16 protein-coding genes and 1 pseudogene are annotated in these 14,666 nt (G+C 67.4%); 13 read left to right on the forward strand and 4 right to left on the reverse strand.

The window, feature by feature from the left end:
• Nucleotides 1-95: 95 nt before the first annotated feature.
• The 4 genes from ACPYN7_RS16155 to ACPYN7_RS16170 form a co-directional block, all read right to left on the reverse strand.
• Nucleotides 96-641 (reverse strand): GNAT family N-acetyltransferase, encoded by a 546-nt coding sequence (locus ACPYN7_RS16155; protein ID WP_424348320.1) that lies wholly within the window; start codon nt 639-641, stop codon nt 96-98.
• Between the two features lie 628 nt (nt 642-1,269).
• Complete coding sequence (locus tag ACPYN7_RS16160) at nt 1,270-1,677, reverse strand: hypothetical protein (RefSeq protein ID WP_424348321.1); 408 nt, start codon at nt 1,675-1,677, stop codon at nt 1,270-1,272.
• Between the two features lie 148 nt (nt 1,678-1,825).
• Nucleotides 1,826-2,098, reverse strand: a complete 273-nt coding sequence (locus ACPYN7_RS16165; RefSeq protein ID WP_424348322.1) for a hypothetical protein — start codon at nt 2,096-2,098, stop codon at nt 1,826-1,828.
• Nucleotides 2,099-2,730: 632 nt separating this feature from the next.
• Nucleotides 2,731-3,198, reverse strand: coding sequence for a hypothetical protein (locus tag ACPYN7_RS16170; protein WP_424348323.1), 468 nt, complete (start codon nt 3,196-3,198; stop codon nt 2,731-2,733).
• Nucleotides 3,199-3,471: 273 nt separating this feature from the next.
• On the opposite strand from ACPYN7_RS16170, the gene ACPYN7_RS16175 reads away from it, so the two are divergent.
• The 13 genes and pseudogenes from ACPYN7_RS16175 to ACPYN7_RS16235 all read left to right on the forward strand — a co-directional run bounded on the left by ACPYN7_RS16175 (nt 3,472) and on the right by ACPYN7_RS16235 (nt 14,621).
• A complete protein-coding gene (locus ACPYN7_RS16175; RefSeq protein ID WP_424348324.1) occupies nt 3,472-4,020 on the forward strand; it encodes a hypothetical protein in 549 nt (182 codons plus the stop codon).
• Nucleotides 4,021-4,136: 116 nt separating this feature from the next.
• A complete protein-coding gene (locus ACPYN7_RS16180; protein ID WP_424348325.1) occupies nt 4,137-4,694 on the forward strand; it encodes a hypothetical protein in 558 nt (185 codons plus the stop codon).
• A 319-nt stretch (nt 4,695-5,013) separates the two neighbouring features.
• The gene (locus tag ACPYN7_RS16185; protein WP_424348326.1) at nt 5,014-5,832 is read left to right on the forward strand and encodes an ABC transporter ATP-binding protein; all 819 of its coding nucleotides are present in this window, start codon (nt 5,014-5,016) and stop codon (nt 5,830-5,832) included.
• Between the two features lie 14 nt (nt 5,833-5,846).
• Nucleotides 5,847-7,442 (forward strand): hypothetical protein, encoded by a 1,596-nt coding sequence (locus tag ACPYN7_RS16190; RefSeq protein ID WP_424348327.1) that lies wholly within the window; start codon nt 5,847-5,849, stop codon nt 7,440-7,442.
• Nucleotides 7,443-7,636: 194 nt separating this feature from the next.
• Entirely contained in the window at nt 7,637-8,119 is a 483-nt protein-coding gene (locus ACPYN7_RS16195; protein WP_101851571.1) for a hypothetical protein, read from the forward strand.
• Between the two features lie 133 nt (nt 8,120-8,252).
• The gene (locus tag ACPYN7_RS16200) at nt 8,253-8,597 is read left to right on the forward strand and encodes a hypothetical protein (RefSeq protein WP_101851572.1); all 345 of its coding nucleotides are present in this window, start codon (nt 8,253-8,255) and stop codon (nt 8,595-8,597) included.
• A gap of 417 nt (nt 8,598-9,014) precedes the next feature.
• Nucleotides 9,015-9,374, forward strand: coding sequence for a hypothetical protein (locus ACPYN7_RS16205; RefSeq protein WP_424348328.1), 360 nt, complete (start codon nt 9,015-9,017; stop codon nt 9,372-9,374).
• A 216-nt stretch (nt 9,375-9,590) separates the two neighbouring features.
• A complete protein-coding gene (locus ACPYN7_RS16210) occupies nt 9,591-10,211 on the forward strand; it encodes a hypothetical protein (protein ID WP_424348329.1) in 621 nt (206 codons plus the stop codon).
• Nucleotides 10,212-10,361: 150 nt separating this feature from the next.
• On the forward strand, nt 10,362-10,826 hold the full coding sequence (locus tag ACPYN7_RS16215) for a hypothetical protein (RefSeq protein WP_424348330.1): 465 nt from the start codon (nt 10,362-10,364) through the stop codon (nt 10,824-10,826).
• A gap of 193 nt (nt 10,827-11,019) precedes the next feature.
• Nucleotides 11,020-12,465 carry a mercury(II) reductase gene (gene merA, locus ACPYN7_RS16220; RefSeq protein WP_101851575.1) on the forward strand — a complete coding sequence of 482 codons (1,446 nt, stop codon included), beginning with the start codon at nt 11,020-11,022 and terminating at the stop codon, nt 12,463-12,465.
• Nucleotides 12,466-12,721: 256 nt separating this feature from the next.
• Nucleotides 12,722-13,651, forward strand: a pseudogene (locus ACPYN7_RS16225) (dihydrolipoyl dehydrogenase family protein); the annotation flags it as partial.
• A gap of 78 nt (nt 13,652-13,729) precedes the next feature.
• Nucleotides 13,730-14,071 carry a hypothetical protein gene (locus ACPYN7_RS16230; protein ID WP_424348333.1) on the forward strand — a complete coding sequence of 114 codons (342 nt, stop codon included), beginning with the start codon at nt 13,730-13,732 and terminating at the stop codon, nt 14,069-14,071.
• 91 nt (nt 14,072-14,162) lie between these two features.
• The gene (locus ACPYN7_RS16235; protein ID WP_424348331.1) at nt 14,163-14,621 is read left to right on the forward strand and encodes an FAD-dependent oxidoreductase; all 459 of its coding nucleotides are present in this window, start codon (nt 14,163-14,165) and stop codon (nt 14,619-14,621) included.
• Nucleotides 14,622-14,666 lie beyond the last annotated feature (45 nt).

Raw genomic sequence — 14,666 nt, forward strand, 5'->3', positions numbered from 1 at the left:
TACCCTTGTGCACCTCCTAAACCGGAATTTCCCGGTCGATGAGTGGATCGGGGCTGCTCATGAGCAGCCCGAGCTTCCGAGTGAGTGGGAACTGGCTACTGCGTCTGCACCAGGACGTAGTGGTCGAGGCCATCGTGGTTGGCCTCCAGTCCAAAACCGCGGCGGGTGAGAACGCGGGCCGAGGCGGCGTTGGCCGGGTCGACTCGGGCGATCAGCCGGGCCCGGCCATAGATCTCCGGGACCGTGGCCGCAGCCAGGTCGATCATGGCCCCGGCCACTCCGCGACCCCAGTGCTCGGGGGACACCCAGTAGCCGACCTCCACACCCGTCTCCCACCGGGTGGAGACGACCAGACCGATCGCCTCGCCGGCTTCCTCGGCGATGAACCACCGGACGGCCCCGGCCTGCTCCACCGGCATCTGCTGCAAGGCGGTGCGAAGTCGTTCCTGGATGAGCTGCGGCGCCCAGGGGCGGCCGTCGCCCACGTAGCGGGTCACGCGTTCGTCGGTGGCCAGGTCGGTGAAGAAGGCGGTGTCCGTCTCCTGGAACGGGCGCAGATTCTTACCGTCGCCGTCGCTTGGACTGCCGGGTCCGGAGGGCGAGCCATCGCGAACGACGAGGTGCTGTTCGCCGTGTTCCATTTTGCCGTCAGCGTCTCGCTCCTTTGGGTCCTAATCCAATCGAACCGACAGGAGAAGCCTGAGTTTGATTCCACGGAACACCCAGGCACTAGGGAAGTTCAAAACGAATCCGTCCTGCCGCGTTGCAGGAGGGGTTCCCGTTTGTGCTGGGAGTCCGCCCGGCGAGTCGGGTGGCAAGGGGTCCTGGAGGCCGATGTTAGGCTTCGCGAACTCAACGGAAGTGATGTCATGCACACCAAAGTCCGAGTCGCAGCGATCGTCGTTCTCCTTCTCGCTCTAGGCCTGTTCGCCATTACTGAATGGCTGCCCGCCCTCCTCTTTCTCCCCGCAGCAGGGGGTGCACTCCTGCTGAACGAGACTGGGATGTTCACACCTGGGCGGCCTCGTAACGACAGGGACCGCTCACGCTCCTAGTCGTCGCGGATCCATGGGCATCGGCACGTGCAGTTGGGGTTCCCCTGTAGGAGCGAGAGCCGGGGGCGCCCGCGCGCGGACCGTCCCCTGGACAGGGACGCGGGAGTGAAGGGCTGCCCGCTGTTGGTCACCTGGCTCTGCTCACCACGAGTGCCTCCCGCACCTAGTCTTGGGCTACCGGCTGTGCGCGCCAAGGAACAATGCTGGCCTCGGGTCATGGATCCAAAGGTGGGGCTTCCTTGGTCGGTTTCCCACGGGGCCAGTGGTCGCGGACGAACTTTGCGCCTGCGAGGGCGAGGAGGGGGCCGCCGACCAGGAAGGCTGACCCGGCGAGAAATGCTCCCTCGAGGATTCGGAACGCTCCAGTGGCGACGATGCTGAGCACGCCGATGCCCAGGAACACTGCCATGACGACAAGGGCTGCCTTTTCTGGACCTTGGGTGGCTTCGGCCGCTCGACTCCGCGTGAGCATACGTTGACCGATGAGCAAGAGCACCACCGCTCCTGCGGCCGTGAAAGCGCCGGCGATGGGGCGGCCGAGCTGAAACAGGGCGCCGGTGCCGATGATGCAGAGGACGATCAATCCCATGAGGGCATAGCCGGTGACCTTCTGCCTGTGCATGCCCCAGTCCCCCGATATCCACCCTGACTCAGTCCTCAGCCAACCACGCCTGTTTGCGAAACGGAACGTCAAAGATGTGGGCTCTTCCGTCGCTCAACCCGGGCAACGCGTCCCGCTGAGGTGCAGTCGAGGTTCCCTGGGGGTCTGGTCACCTCACGAAGAGGAGATACTGCCCCGGCACGGCAAGGAGCAGGACGGCTCCGATCAGGAAGCACCACGAGGACCGCCTCATCAGCGCCTCCATTTCCTGTGGAGTCGTGGAATCGCCGGGGAAGGTGAGGAAAAGAAAGCGTTCGGCGGATCGTCGAGCTTTTGGCCCTGTACGGCGCAAGCTGACGAACATGACCATGTACACGAGAGCCCAGACTGGGGAAAGCAGGGCGACCTCATCCGCGTCCTCGAAGTTCGGCAGGATGACCAAGATAAGGAGCGGAAACAGCGTGAGCCCGGTGCATGCGGTGATCCACCGTGTGGTCGCTCTCACTGATGGCCTGCAGTCAATTTGGCCCTGCTTCCCATTGCTGTACGTATCAAGGCGTAGACCCTCAAGCGTGATCTAAGGCCTGGACTATAGCCCCTGCTCGTCCTACCGATTTATCCGAGGATTCTGGTTCTTACGGGTCTGGCGGACCCCTACCCAAACGCTGAGCAAAACACAGACCATGCCCACGCTGGTGAACCACGATCCCAGGTGCCCTTGGAAGGCCAGGATCAATGACACGACGAGAACCGCGCTTGCGAGCCCCACAAGGACCCATCGCCCTGTTGTCATCTGCCCTCCAATTGCTCGGTCTGCCTAGCTTCAGATCCTTGCACGGGCGGGTCACGGGAGTCTGTCGGCTCTTGTGAAACAGACTCCCTGCGCCGGACATGCAGTCCAGCCGGCGCCTCCAATGCCGTTTAACGTGGGCGACCATGGGCCTCTGGGCGATCGGCCTATTGAATTACTCCTTGTGGCGGCGTCTGGTACCGCGAAGCACTCCGTAGATGGGGAAAGCGACCGACCCGCCCAAAGCAGATGAGGGACCTCCGACCAGCTGCGGTTGGGGTTCCCTAGAAGGGGCGTCCGGTGCGGCGGAAATGTACGGCGTCGATGACGACGAAGATGGAGCCGAGAAAGGCCAATCCGGACCCGATCATGAAGATGCCGGCCGGGAGAATTGGGACCCCAGTCGGATCTTGGGCACGCGAGACTTCCATGAGCACGAACATGGCCAGGGCGGCACCGACACCGGCCCCGGTGAGGGTCAGGCCGAAGTGGCGGGCGGATCCGGTGAGGTCCGTCAAGAACGCCTTAATGGCATGAGTCCCATCACCTGAGGGCTTGGATGAGCGTGGCCCCTGTTTCAGCGCCCAGAAAAAGACCACAGCACCCATGAGCAAGGCAACACCTGTGATGATGACGAACCCCGTTTGGTTGTAGACGCCCATGGCGATGACGCCCAGCGCACCTACGACCAGGAGGCCGGCGTAAACAAGAACAATCGCTCTCATCGGGCCCGCCGGGCGCTGCGTGTGCACCAGGGCTGCGCCTGCTTCCGCATCGTTGGACTCCTCAAAGTAGATCTATTCGAACAAGCCCCCCTGGGGCGGGGGCCTGTCTTCTAGATCTATCAGCGCCCACCTCCGCCTACCAGCCACATAGTCGTGGTCCCATCGTGACTACGGCGGTACCGCTACTGGGCGGCCGCATCCCGGGCATTGCAGTTGAGGTTCGGCTTCGGGTGGAGCCTGATGAGGGTCCCCTTTTGTGCGCCGAGACTGCCGCCCACATCGGGCGGTAACGTCGCGAACGTGGACGAGGACGCTGGCGCCGTGGGCCGTGACATTCGACCCGCCGACGGACTCTCGATCCCCACGGTTGGTCAACTCATCAGGCGCGCCCTACCGGCAAGTGCAGTGGCGGTGATCAGCTTTCCGGCGCTGGCGTGGTTCCTGCCCAATGCTGCGCCGGAGCTGCTGTGGTTCCTGGCCACCCTGGCCGTCTTCGGGTTGCTAATGCTCGTCCACCACTTCGCTCAGGCCCCACGTCCCCGTTTCAACAAGAAGGTCAGCAAGGTGCGATGGCAGGGGGCGCTGTCCTCGGCACCGAAGTTCAGGACCGTACCGTCGGATCCCGACGTCCGGGCCGCTGCGGGCCTGGCTGCCTGCGCCATCATCGAGGGGCTTGTGGTGATGGTGGCAGTCCTGCTGGGCATGTTCCTCGGTGAGCTCGTCCGGCCGGAGTTTCCGTGGGTGCTGGCTTCCTGTGGGGCGTTGGGGGTCGCGATCGGTTCCGCCTTCCGGATCCGGCGCGCTTGGTGCTATCTGAACGTGCTGCACGCTGGGTCACGCTCCGCTTGACCACTGGACCTGCCATGTCGCGGTTGGGGTTCCCTTGATTAGCATCGTTCTACATGCTCCAGGGGTAGCTGGAACGGCGGACAGACAGGTCCCCATCCCCTCGATAACGTCATTGCATGAGCAATGCGGAGCCAGGGGACTTGGCGCAGGTGCAATTGGCGCATGCCCAGCGGCCGATCCCGTCCCGTCGGCGCCTGCTACAGTCCGCGGCAACGTTCGCCGGCATCTTCACCGCGCTCAACCTCACCGTCGTCTGGGGCGTCGACCAGCTATGGGGCCTGAATTATGAGCGCTTCCTCGTCGGACTGCTCGTAGCGTTGCTGATCGGACTGGCTGTGCGACGGCTCATCCGCATTCCGGTCCCTGTGGTACGCCGTGTCGAAGGACGAAAGCAAGCCGATCGAGCCCGTGATGAGACGGTCCGCATCGGGCACGTGCCGGCTTCTTCCTCCTTGCGAACCGGTGCAGCCGTCAGGTCATGCGAGGACGTCGAAGGAGCTGCTTTCGCCGTTGGATTGGGCCTGACGATAGGACTGGGCCTGGTGCTGTGGCCTCACATGGCCTGGACGGTGGTGCTCATTGCGTTCGTTCTGGTCGCACTGGGACCAGCGGTACGTATGCGTCGTGCGTGGGCCTACTTGCGTCTCCACGAGACGAGCCCGAACCCAGGCTAGATTCCACCCACCGGGTGCGATACGGGTTCCCGTTTGCGCTGGGAGTCCGCCCGGCGAGTCGGTTATCAGGGGGTCTTAGGGGCCGATGTTAGGCTTCGCGAACTCAACGGAAGTGATGTCATGCACACCAAAGTCCGAGTCGCAGCGATCGTCGTTCTCCTTCTCGCACTAGGCCTGTTCGCCATTACTGAATGGTTGCCCGCCCTCCTCTTTCTCCCCGCGGCAGGAGGTGCACTCCTTCTGAACGAGTCCGGGATGCTCACACCTGGGCGGCTCCGTCACGACAGGGACCGCTCACGCTCCTAATCGTTGCGGGTCCATGGGCATCGGCACGTGCAGTTGGGGTTGGTGTTCGGTCGTGGCGGTGTCGGATGTCCGGCTGGTGGGGGATCTGTGGGCGGTGGCATCGGGAAACAATGGGGTGGCCGTGTTGCCGTTGAAAGGCTCGTTGTCCGTGAGTGGTGCTCCTGTCCTGTCTGTTCGTGAGTTGGTGTGTGGTTATGCCGGGGTGCCGGTGACCGCCGGGGTCAGCTTCGAGGTGGGGCCAGGGGAGGCGGTGGTGCTGCTCGGGGCCAATGGGGCGGGCAAGTCCACGGTGTTGCGCACGTCGGTGGGCCAGCAGGCTGCGGTGAGCGGGGACAGGTGGCTGAAGGGTGGGCCGGTGGTGGAGAACTCGCTGGTCTACCGGCGGGTGGTGAGTTGTCTGTTCGACGAGGACGCTTTTTTGCCTGGGGTGTCGGTGGGTCATCACCTGGAATTGGTGCTGCGCGGTCACGGGGTAGCCGAGGCGGCGGTAGTGGCGGGCGAGGCGGTGGCGGAGTTCGGGTTGGGCGACCGGGTGGACGCCTCGCCGTTCGCTCTGTCTTCGGGCCAGCGCCGGCGGGCGCTGCTGGCCGCAGCCCTGATCCGCCCGTTTGAGCTGCTGGTCCTCGATGAGCCCGAACAGCGCCTGGACACTCTGATGCGGTCCCGGCTGGCCGATCGTCTGGTCGCCGCCCGCGACGCGGGGGCGGGGTTGCTGATCGCCACGCACGACGCGTCGCTGGCGGAGGCGGTGGGCACCACCGTGCTCGCCATCGATAGGGACACCGCCCTTCCACCGGTCGTTGCTGACCCGCAACGGGAGGGACGGTCGTGACGGCCGGTGTCGGCGTGAGGCCTGCCGGGCCCGCTGAGATCGAGGTGTTCCTGCGAGGCGCCCGGGCGCAGGTTCGAGGCCGGGCTCGAGGTGCGGATCGGTTCGTCGATGTCTACACCGGGCTGTTCGTCACGGTGGTGCTGGTGGCCTGGGCGGTCGCCGGGGTCCTGGGTCTCGGGGCCTCGTTGGGGGATCTGGTGGCCGCCGGTTCCCCCGGCGGGATGCTGCACCGCCCGGCGGCCGCCTGGGTGGGGGCCGGGGCGCCGGTGCTCGGAGTCGCTGTGCTGCTGGGGGTGGCCTGGGTCGGTGTGGTGGACCTGTTGCGGGGGCTGGGACCGGTGGGGGTGTCCCCGGAGCGGGCGGTGTGGGTGTGGCCGCTGCCCGGGGCCGGGGCGCAGGAACCGATCCGCAGTGTGCGCCGGATGCTGTGGGTGGCGGTTGCGGCCGGGGCGGTGTTCGGTGGCACCGGGCTGCTGCTGCTGTCGGGTGCCGGGCCGGCAGCCGGGCGGGGCGCGCCGTGGTGGGAGGCGGCGGCACGGCTGGTGTGCTGGGCCGGTCTGGGGGTCAGTGCGGTCGGGGTCTCTGTCTGGGCCCAGACCGCCGGCGGGGTGCCGGACTCGCTGCGGTCCCGCCCCTGGGCGGGCTGGTTCCTGGTGCTGGGGGCTGTGCTGGTCGTGTTGGCCGGGACCCGGGACGGGGCCACCGGCCCGTGGGATGTCCTCGTGCCGCCCCTGTGGGTCGTGGGGGTCGCAGGATTACTGGTGGTAGTGGCCGGGCTGTTCTGGGTCTGGTCGCTGCGGTGGGCCCGGGGCCTGGACGGGGTGCACCTGCGGGCGTCCGGAGCGCGGACCCGGCATCTGTCCAACGCCGTGTCCCTGCTGTCGACCCAGGACCTGACCGCCGCGCTGGCCCCCGCCACGGTGACCGGGGTGCGGGGACTGTCGGGGAGCACACCGGGCTGGGTGTCGGGGCCGCGCACGGTGGTGCTGTTCGCCTCGCTCACGGCCCTGCGGACCAGCCGGTGGCGGTCCGGGCTGGTCGTCGACCTCGGGCTGACCGTGGTGCTGCTGGCCGCCTTCTCCCACACCGTGGTGCTGGCCGGCTGGGCCGCGCTGCTGGTGGTGGGATACCGGGGGCTGGGCCGCGGCACGGCCTATCTGGCCGATCTGCGCGCCGGGGCCGCCGCCGAACGGAACCTCCCGATCGCCCCCACCGCAGCCGCCCTGATGCACCTGGTCCTCCCGTGCGTGCTCAACGCCGCGGTCCTGGGCGCCGTGGCACTGCTGGCCGGGCTCGCGGCCGGCACCAGCTGGGCGGTGATGATGCTTCTCGGTGCCGTGACCGGGACCGGAATCGGTGCGGCCGGCCTTTACCGCGCTCTGGGCCCGGAACCGGACCACACCCAGCCCCCGATCGACACCCCCCTGGGACCGGTGCCCGTAGCCCAGCTGATCGGCTACAGCCGGGGGCTCATCCTGGTGCCCGCCCTGCTCGCGGCACCGGCCACCGTACTGCTCCACCCCACCGCCTGGCCGGCGGCCCTGGCAGCCGCCCTCGCCCTGACGGCCACCGCCGTGGCCCTGGCCATCAGCACCGACCGGAAACACTGAGACCCGAATCCTGGGGGCCACAGCCGAGCCGAACCACACCTACCGGGCTCCCGAGGTGCGATAGGGGTTCGTGCCCGGGCGCGAGGCAGCGCCCGGCGGTCGGTTGAGGTGCTTTCCGAATTCCGCTGACCAGTGGAGACCGAGGACGCGTGGCGCGCGAACCTGAGGCATGTCGATGTCTCTACGGTGGTGGCATGGGATCCATCGTGTCTGCTCCTGCCGATCTGGTGATCGCCACCAGCGACGGCATCGATGTGCACTTCGCCGGCATCGACCTCGACGCCAGCCTGTCTGCCCAAGCGCAGGAGCCACCGGGTGGCAACGGCGTGCGGATCAGCCTCGCCGCGGTGCGCGGGGAAGAGACCATGCGCCGGGACGGCCAGTTCCAGGCTGCCCGCCTGGCCTGGGCCCAGCGGCGGCAGGACCAGGTGACCGAGGAGGAGCCGGTGCCGCTCATGCCGGGGTTCTCCGTCCTGGACCGGGTCGGGGTGGTGCTCAGCGATGAGCTCGGTACCGAGTACCGCCTGGTGGCCGGACAGGCGGCCGGGGACGGCACCGAGTGGGAGAGTGCCTGGGAGTTCGTGCCCCAGCCCTCGGAGGTGTCCGGGACCCTCCGACTCCAGTTCACCCTGGACGGAGCGCCGACCGGCAAGACCTGCGAGGTCCGGGTCCCATAGGCTTCGACGGCGCCCGTGAGCCGGGTGACCGTGCCCACGACCGCTGGTATCGCGTCGAGGCGCTGGGAAGACAAGCCTGGCCCCGCGATCTCAGGCGCAAGGACCACGAGCACAGTTGAGGAAAGGAACGGCGATGAACACCCCGGACTATGCAGGACTGGAGCGCCTGCTGCGGGAGCGCAACGGGATCGACTGGGTGATGGTCGCCAACGTGATCGACGATGCCACCGCCTACGGCCTGCCCGGGACCGAAGAAAACGCCATTGACTACATCGTGGGGCTTCATGAGCAGGGCAAGATCCGTGTCGGTACCTACGTCCATGGCACCCGGGAAGGATTCATCCCGTGGGAGGAACCGATCCCCGACCTGCCGGCCCGCTTGCGGGCGGCCTTGGTGCCCACAGACCCCGAGGACCCCTTGGGGCCGGTCATGACCGTCATGTTCACGTTCATCGACGAGGCCCCACCCGCTGCTTGATCGATGGAGGGCAAGAAATTCCTCCACGGGCTCAGATGGAGGGTATGGCGAGACTCCGGGGTCTACTTCCTGCCCTTCTCTCGCCCTCTCAGACGAAACCCGTGAGTGCTCCTTACCGACAGGTCGGCCATACCGTGGGACGAACCTACCTGAGGCCTCTATACACGCGGAAGGAGACCACTTGAAGGCCACGGCGGCCTCATCCGGAGTTCAATCGTCGACCCACTGTGCTGCGGTTGAGGTTGGGTCTGGGCGCCTCTAGGGGGAGCCCGGAAGAGCATCCGTGGTCTTTCTGGCGCACAAGAGGGGATCGAGCAGAGCGGAACTGGCGTGTGAGGATACGACTACCTGCGCCATGAGCGGTGGCAGACCGGCAGAACGGAGCAAGCGCAGATGTCGTCGAATGGGATAGCCCGGTTGATCATCGGTGTGTTCGGCCTTCTGCTGATCGTGCTTACGGTTGTCGAGTCCCCGGAATTTGCCTGGTCTCTGGTTCCCATTGTCTTCATCATTCTGGCTCTGCTGTTCGTCCTGCCGGGGCGACGGCTCGCCTGGGGGCCGAGGTCGCCGAAGGCCCAGCGGGTGATCTACACGGCGGTCTTCGTGCTGGGGGCGATCCTGGCCATGCTTCTGCCCGAAGTCGTCCGGGGGGAGGGGATGTCCTGGTTTATCCTTCCCGTCACGGCGATTGCTGCAGCGACCATCGGAACCATTAGCTGGTTCACTTTCCGAGCGCAGGGGCAAGGGTCCGAGGGCGGCGGGAGGGAGATTCGCTGACATGGAAGTTGTCCAGCCTGTCCGGGTGGACACGGGCCCTTGCCGTGGAATAGGGCGCGGAAGCCGAGCATCCACGGGTGCAGCTGGGGTTCTTGACGCGACGCGATGGCTATCGGCGCATGTCCCTTCGCAACAACGGTCGTTCACTTATGCACATATGATGGATGTTTGTACCGGGCGGTAAGACAAAAGACCGCCCAGACCTGGGGGTGGCGGGTGCAGCAGCGACGGTGGGCGCAGCTGGCGGTGCTGGGCGGGTTGTTCATGATCGCCGTCGGGGCGGTGCCCCTGTGGTGGAGCATCGGGCACCTGACCTCGCCGGCCACCTCGGAACTCTTCGCCCCGTGGCTGGGCGTGCTCACCGGGGCGATGGCGGTCGTTCTCGGCGTCCTGCTCATCGGTGGTGTTCTCCGTCGGGCTCCTCGGCAGCTGAACCGGCGACGGTCCACCTGGATCATGCTGGTGTGGTGGCCGGTCGCCGGGGTGCTGATGCTGCTCAGCAGCTGGGAGAAGCCGGCCATGGCCGGTGTCGCGCTGTTCCCCGTCCTGGTGGCGTTCCCCGTGGCAGCACTGTTCGAGAAGCCGCGGCAACAGCAGCGCTACGCCCAGCTCATCGCCGCCCGTCCGCACCGGGTGCAGGCCATGATCGGTGTCGGGGTGGTCGGCTCCGTGCTTTTCGGTGCCTTCGGTGTGCTCTCCGCAATCGCGCGGGACTGGCAGTCGCTGGGGGCTTTCCTGGCGTTCTTCCTGATGAGTTCCAGCTACCTGATGGGGGCGCGAGCCGACCGTCGACAGTTCTCTTCGCCGGGGGCACATCCCCGGGGGACCGGTTCCTGAAGTCTCTCCTCGTGTCGGCCGAGGAGTAGGACCCGGCGGGCTCTTCGGGCGACGCTGGAGCCGGGTCACGCCTCGGATGAGGGGTCAGACTGGTGGTGTGCTGTCGTGCCAGGATGCCGTTACCGCAGGCAATGACTGGGGGAGGGGACGATGCTGACCAGGGTCGACAAGGTGCTGCTGGCGCTGTGGCTGGTGCCTCTGGCCGTCGGCGCAGGCGCTGCTGTGAACACTGGCGGGGACGAGCAGATGATCATCCTGTTCGTCACCGGGCTCACCGCTCTGATGTACGTGATCACGGTGATCAGCATGTTCCACTACGCCCGCCGCCGGCGCGAGTGGGCCGAGCAGATGGCCGGTGAAGAAGCTGACCCTGACCACGTGGAGGGGCGCATGTTCTACCCTGGGCACGGCTACATCGACACCCCGCGAGCCCGTGGACGGTCCATGATCACCAGCGACGCGATGAAACTGTTCATCTTCATCCCGGTCGCGGTCTTCTTCGGCGTCACCCAGGGTGAGTGGACCTTCGCCGTGTTCGCTTTCGAGTTCATCGCCATGCTCACCATGGGTGTCTACCTCCACGAGCGCGACACGGAGCTCGATCCGGCGAAGTGACCGGAGCCCGAACCGGCAGGGCCGAGGGCCTGGGGCAGGTTGAGACTCTTCATTGCGGTAGGGGTTCCTTTATGAGCTGTTATCGCAGTGGCACCTTGACCTTCCCCCGGGGGGCAAGGTGCAGGCTGGCTCGGAGAAGGGCACGCGGAGGGCTTCCGATGGGAGTGTTCCTCACGGACTTGTGGAGGTTGTCATGGCTGGAACTGCAGTGATCGAGACCGACCTGGCCATCATCGGTTCCGGTGGTGGTGCTTTCGCCGCCGCGATCCGGGCCTCCAGCCTGGGGCAGCGGGTGGTGATGGTTGAGCGGTCCACGGTGGGGGGTACCTGTGTGAACACCGGGTGCGTGCCGTCGAAGGCGTTGCTGGCCGCCGCGGACGCCCGCCATGTGGCCCTGGACGCATCCGGTCGGTTTCCCGGAATCAGCACCTCCGCCAGCTCGGTGGAGATGTCCGGGCTGATCACGGGCAAGGACGCCCTGGTGGAGGGGATGCGCTCGGAGAAGTACGTGGATCTGATCGGGGACTACGGGTGGGATCTGCGCCCGGGGGAGGCCACGTTCACCGGCGACGCCGGGGATCCGGTGCTGGAGATCACCGGCCGCGGCGGGGCCGTGGAGACGGTGCGGGCCCGGCACTACCTGGTGGCCACGGGCTCGGCCCCGTGGGCTCCACCGGTTGATGGCCTGGAGCAGGTCGACTACCTGACCTCCACGACGGCGATGGAGCTGCAGGAGGTCCCGGAGTCCATGATCCTGCTCGGCGGCGGCTATGTCGCCTTGGAACAAGCCCAGCTCTTCGCCCGGCTGGGCTCGAGGGTCACGATGCTGGTTCGCTCCCGGTTGCTGTCCGGGGAGGAGCCCGAGGTGTCGAAGACGCTGATGGGGGTCTTCGCCGATGAGGGCATCCAGGTGGTGCGCCGGGCTGCGGTCGAGTCCGTGGCCACCGACCCGGCCACCGGGGGCGTCGTGGTGGCCGCCATCACTCGGGCCGGGCGCCAGGAGTTCACCGCGGACCGGCTGCTGGTGGCCACCGGGCGCCGGGCGGTCACCGAGGGCCTGGGCCTGGGGGCGGTCGGGGTGGCCACCGGGGAGCGGGGGGAGGTCCTCGTGGAGGACACGCTGGTGAGCTCGAATCCGCGGATCTGGGCGGCCGGGGATGTCACCGGGTACCCGGAGTTCGTCTACGTGGCCTCGGCCCACGGGGTGACCGCGGTGGAGAACGCCTTCAACGGGACCGGGCAGCGGATCGACTACACCCACCTGCCCCGGGTCACCTTCACCTCCCCGGCCGTGGGCGCGGTGGGCATGACCGACCAGCAGGCCAGGGAGGCCGGCATCCGGTGTGAGTGCCGGGTGCTGCCACTGGAGTACGTACCTCGGGCGCTGGTGAACCGCGACACCCGCGGGTTCGTGAAGATCGTCGCTGAGGTCGATACCGGGCGGATCGTGGGGATCACCGCGGTGGCCCAGGAGGCCGGGGACCTCGCTGCGGCCGGGGTCTACATCCTGTCCGCGGGCATGACGGTGGACCAGGTCGCCACCTTGTGGTGCCCGTATCTGACGATGGCCGAGGGCCTGAAAATCGCCGCCCAGTCCTTCCGCACCGATGTCTCCAAACTGTCCTGCTGCGCCGCCTGAGGCCCGTTCGACCCCACCAGCAACCCGACTCGTGGGAGGGAACGACCGTGAAGGGCCACGATGGCTCTGCGGTGACCGGGCGGGCAGCCACCACGGCCGAGCAGACGCTCACCCAGGCCTCCGCCGACACCTCCGGCAACAGGCCAGGCGGCGGCTGCTGCTGAGATCTCACGTCCTGCCCCGAGATGAGATGGGGCGGCACGACGAGTTCGACGAGTGAAACCGAAAAATCCACCGAATCTGCAGGAGGTACATCATGGGCGAACATTTCGACGTGGCCGTGTTGGGCATGGGCCCCGGTGGTGAGGTCGCCGCCGGCCGCCTGCTCACGGCGGGGAAGAACGTCGTGGTCCTGGAGCGGGAGCTGATCGGTGGGGAGTGCGCCTACTGGGCGTGCGTCCCCTCCAAGACGGTGCTGCGCCCGGCCGAGGCCCGCACCGAGGTCCGCCGGGCCGCCGGGGTGTCCGGGACCGAGGTGGACTGGGCGTCCACCCGCGAGTAACGCGACTACATGATCCGCGACCTCGACGACTCCGCCCAGGCCGAGGGCTACACCGACCAGGGCGCGACCGTGATCCGGGGCGAGGCCCGCCTCACCGGTCCGGGCCGGATCCAGGTCGGGGAGCGGGAGATCACCGCCGAGCACATCATCATCGCCACCGGCTCCGAGGCCGTGGTCCCCCCGATCGAGGGCATCGAGGAGATCACCGCCTGGACCAACCGGGAAACCTACACCACCCACGACCTACCCCAACGGGCGGTGATCATCGGTGGCAGCGCCGTCGGGGTGGAAACCGCCACGTTCCTGGCCCGCTTCGGGGTGCAGGTCACCCTCATCCACCGCGGGGACCGCCTGCTGGGCCGGGAGGAACCCCGGGTGGGGGAGCTCGTCCACGACTACCTGACCGAAGCCGGGGTCGACATCCGCCTGGGTGCCTCGGCCGCCACGGCCCACCGGAACGGTGCGGACAGTGTGGTGACCCTCGAGGACGGGAGTGAGGTGGCCGCCGACGTCGTGATCTTCGGCACCGGCCGCGCACCCCGTACCCAAGGTCTGGGCTTCGAGACGGGCGGGGCACGCCTGGGCGAGCACGGCGAGGTGCTCATCGACGAGCACGCCCGGGCCGGGCAGAATCTGTGGGCGATCGGGGATGTCACCGGGGTGCTGCCCTTCACCCACGTGGCGAAGTACCAGGGGCGGATCGCCGCCGACGCGATCCTCGGCCGGGCGCATCCTGCCACCTATGAGGGGATCCCGCGGGTGGTGTTCGCCGACCCAGAGATCGCCGCCGCCGGCCTCACCGCTGAGCAGGCGCAGCAGCGCGGGATCCGCACCACCGCCACCGAGCTGGATCTGGCCCAGGCCATCGCCCGGCCCTGGACCTACGAGCAGGACCCGCGCGGGCACCTGGGGCTGCTGGCCGATGCCGAGCGGGGAGTGCTGATCGGGGCGTGGGCGGTCGGCCCGCAGGCCGGAGAATGGATCCACCACGCCTCCTTGGCCATCCGGGCGCAGCTGCCGCTAGAGCTCCTGCGCGATCAGGTCGCCCAGTTCCCCACCTACCACGAGGCCTATCAGGCAGCACTGGACAAGCTCGAGGTCTAGGTCTCGGGCCTGCGCAGCTCCGGGAAACCGGGGATGATCCGGTGCAGAACGCGAGAGCAAGCCGAAGAACTGCTCGAGGAAAGGGAAGCACATGGCCCAGCGATTGATCGTCATCGGCGGGGACGCTGCAGGGATGAGCGCGGCCTCGGCCGCACACCGCCAGCTGCCTCGGGGTCAGTTGGAGATCGTGGCTTTTGAGCGCGGTCACTACACCTCCTACTCCGCCTGCGGGATCCCGTACTTCATCGGCAAGGACGTCGCGGAGGCCTCGGAGTTGATCGCTCGCACCCCGCAGCAGTTCCGCGACCACCACGACATCGACGCCCGGACCGGTCACGAGGTCCAGGAGATCGACCTTCACCGGCGCGCCGTACTGGTGCGTGAGCTGCCCACGGGACGGGAGAGGTGGGAGGGCTTTGATCAGCTCATGATCGCCACCGGCGCCACCCCGGCCCGCCCTCCACTGCCCGGGATCCAAGCGCAGGGCATCTACGGGGTGCAGACCCTCGATGACGGCCTGAGGTTGACCCCCTTCGGTGGACGTCCTTGATGGTCAGGCCTGGTGCCTGGCAGGGAGGATGTTCCTGTGGGAGCC

It is taken from the genome of Kocuria sp. CH-021, assembly GCF_049716185.1.
In the GTDB taxonomy this organism is placed as follows: Bacteria; Actinomycetota; Actinomycetes; order Actinomycetales; family Micrococcaceae; genus Kocuria; species Kocuria cellulosilytica.

Bases quoted from the DNA above. Each gene is read 5' to 3' on its own strand.
- ACPYN7_RS16155 (WP_424348320.1), bottom strand. From the start codon at position 641: ATGGAACACGGCGAACAGCACCTCGTCGTTCGCGATGGCTCGCCCTCC.
- ACPYN7_RS16160 (WP_424348321.1), bottom strand. From the start codon at position 1,677: ATGCACAGGCAGAAGGTCACCGGCTATGCCCTCATGGGATTGATCGTC.
- ACPYN7_RS16180 (WP_424348325.1), top strand. From the start codon at position 4,137: ATGAGCAATGCGGAGCCAGGGGACTTGGCGCAGGTGCAATTGGCGCAT.
- ACPYN7_RS16185 (WP_424348326.1), top strand. From the start codon at position 5,014: ATGGGCATCGGCACGTGCAGTTGGGGTTGGTGTTCGGTCGTGGCGGTG.
- ACPYN7_RS16195 (WP_101851571.1), top strand. From the start codon at position 7,637: ATGGGATCCATCGTGTCTGCTCCTGCCGATCTGGTGATCGCCACCAGC.
- ACPYN7_RS16200 (WP_101851572.1), top strand. From the start codon at position 8,253: ATGAACACCCCGGACTATGCAGGACTGGAGCGCCTGCTGCGGGAGCGC.
- ACPYN7_RS16215 (WP_424348330.1), top strand. From the start codon at position 10,362: ATGCTGACCAGGGTCGACAAGGTGCTGCTGGCGCTGTGGCTGGTGCCT.
- merA (WP_101851575.1), top strand. From the start codon at position 11,020: ATGGCTGGAACTGCAGTGATCGAGACCGACCTGGCCATCATCGGTTCC.
- ACPYN7_RS16235 (WP_424348331.1), top strand. From the start codon at position 14,163: ATGGCCCAGCGATTGATCGTCATCGGCGGGGACGCTGCAGGGATGAGC.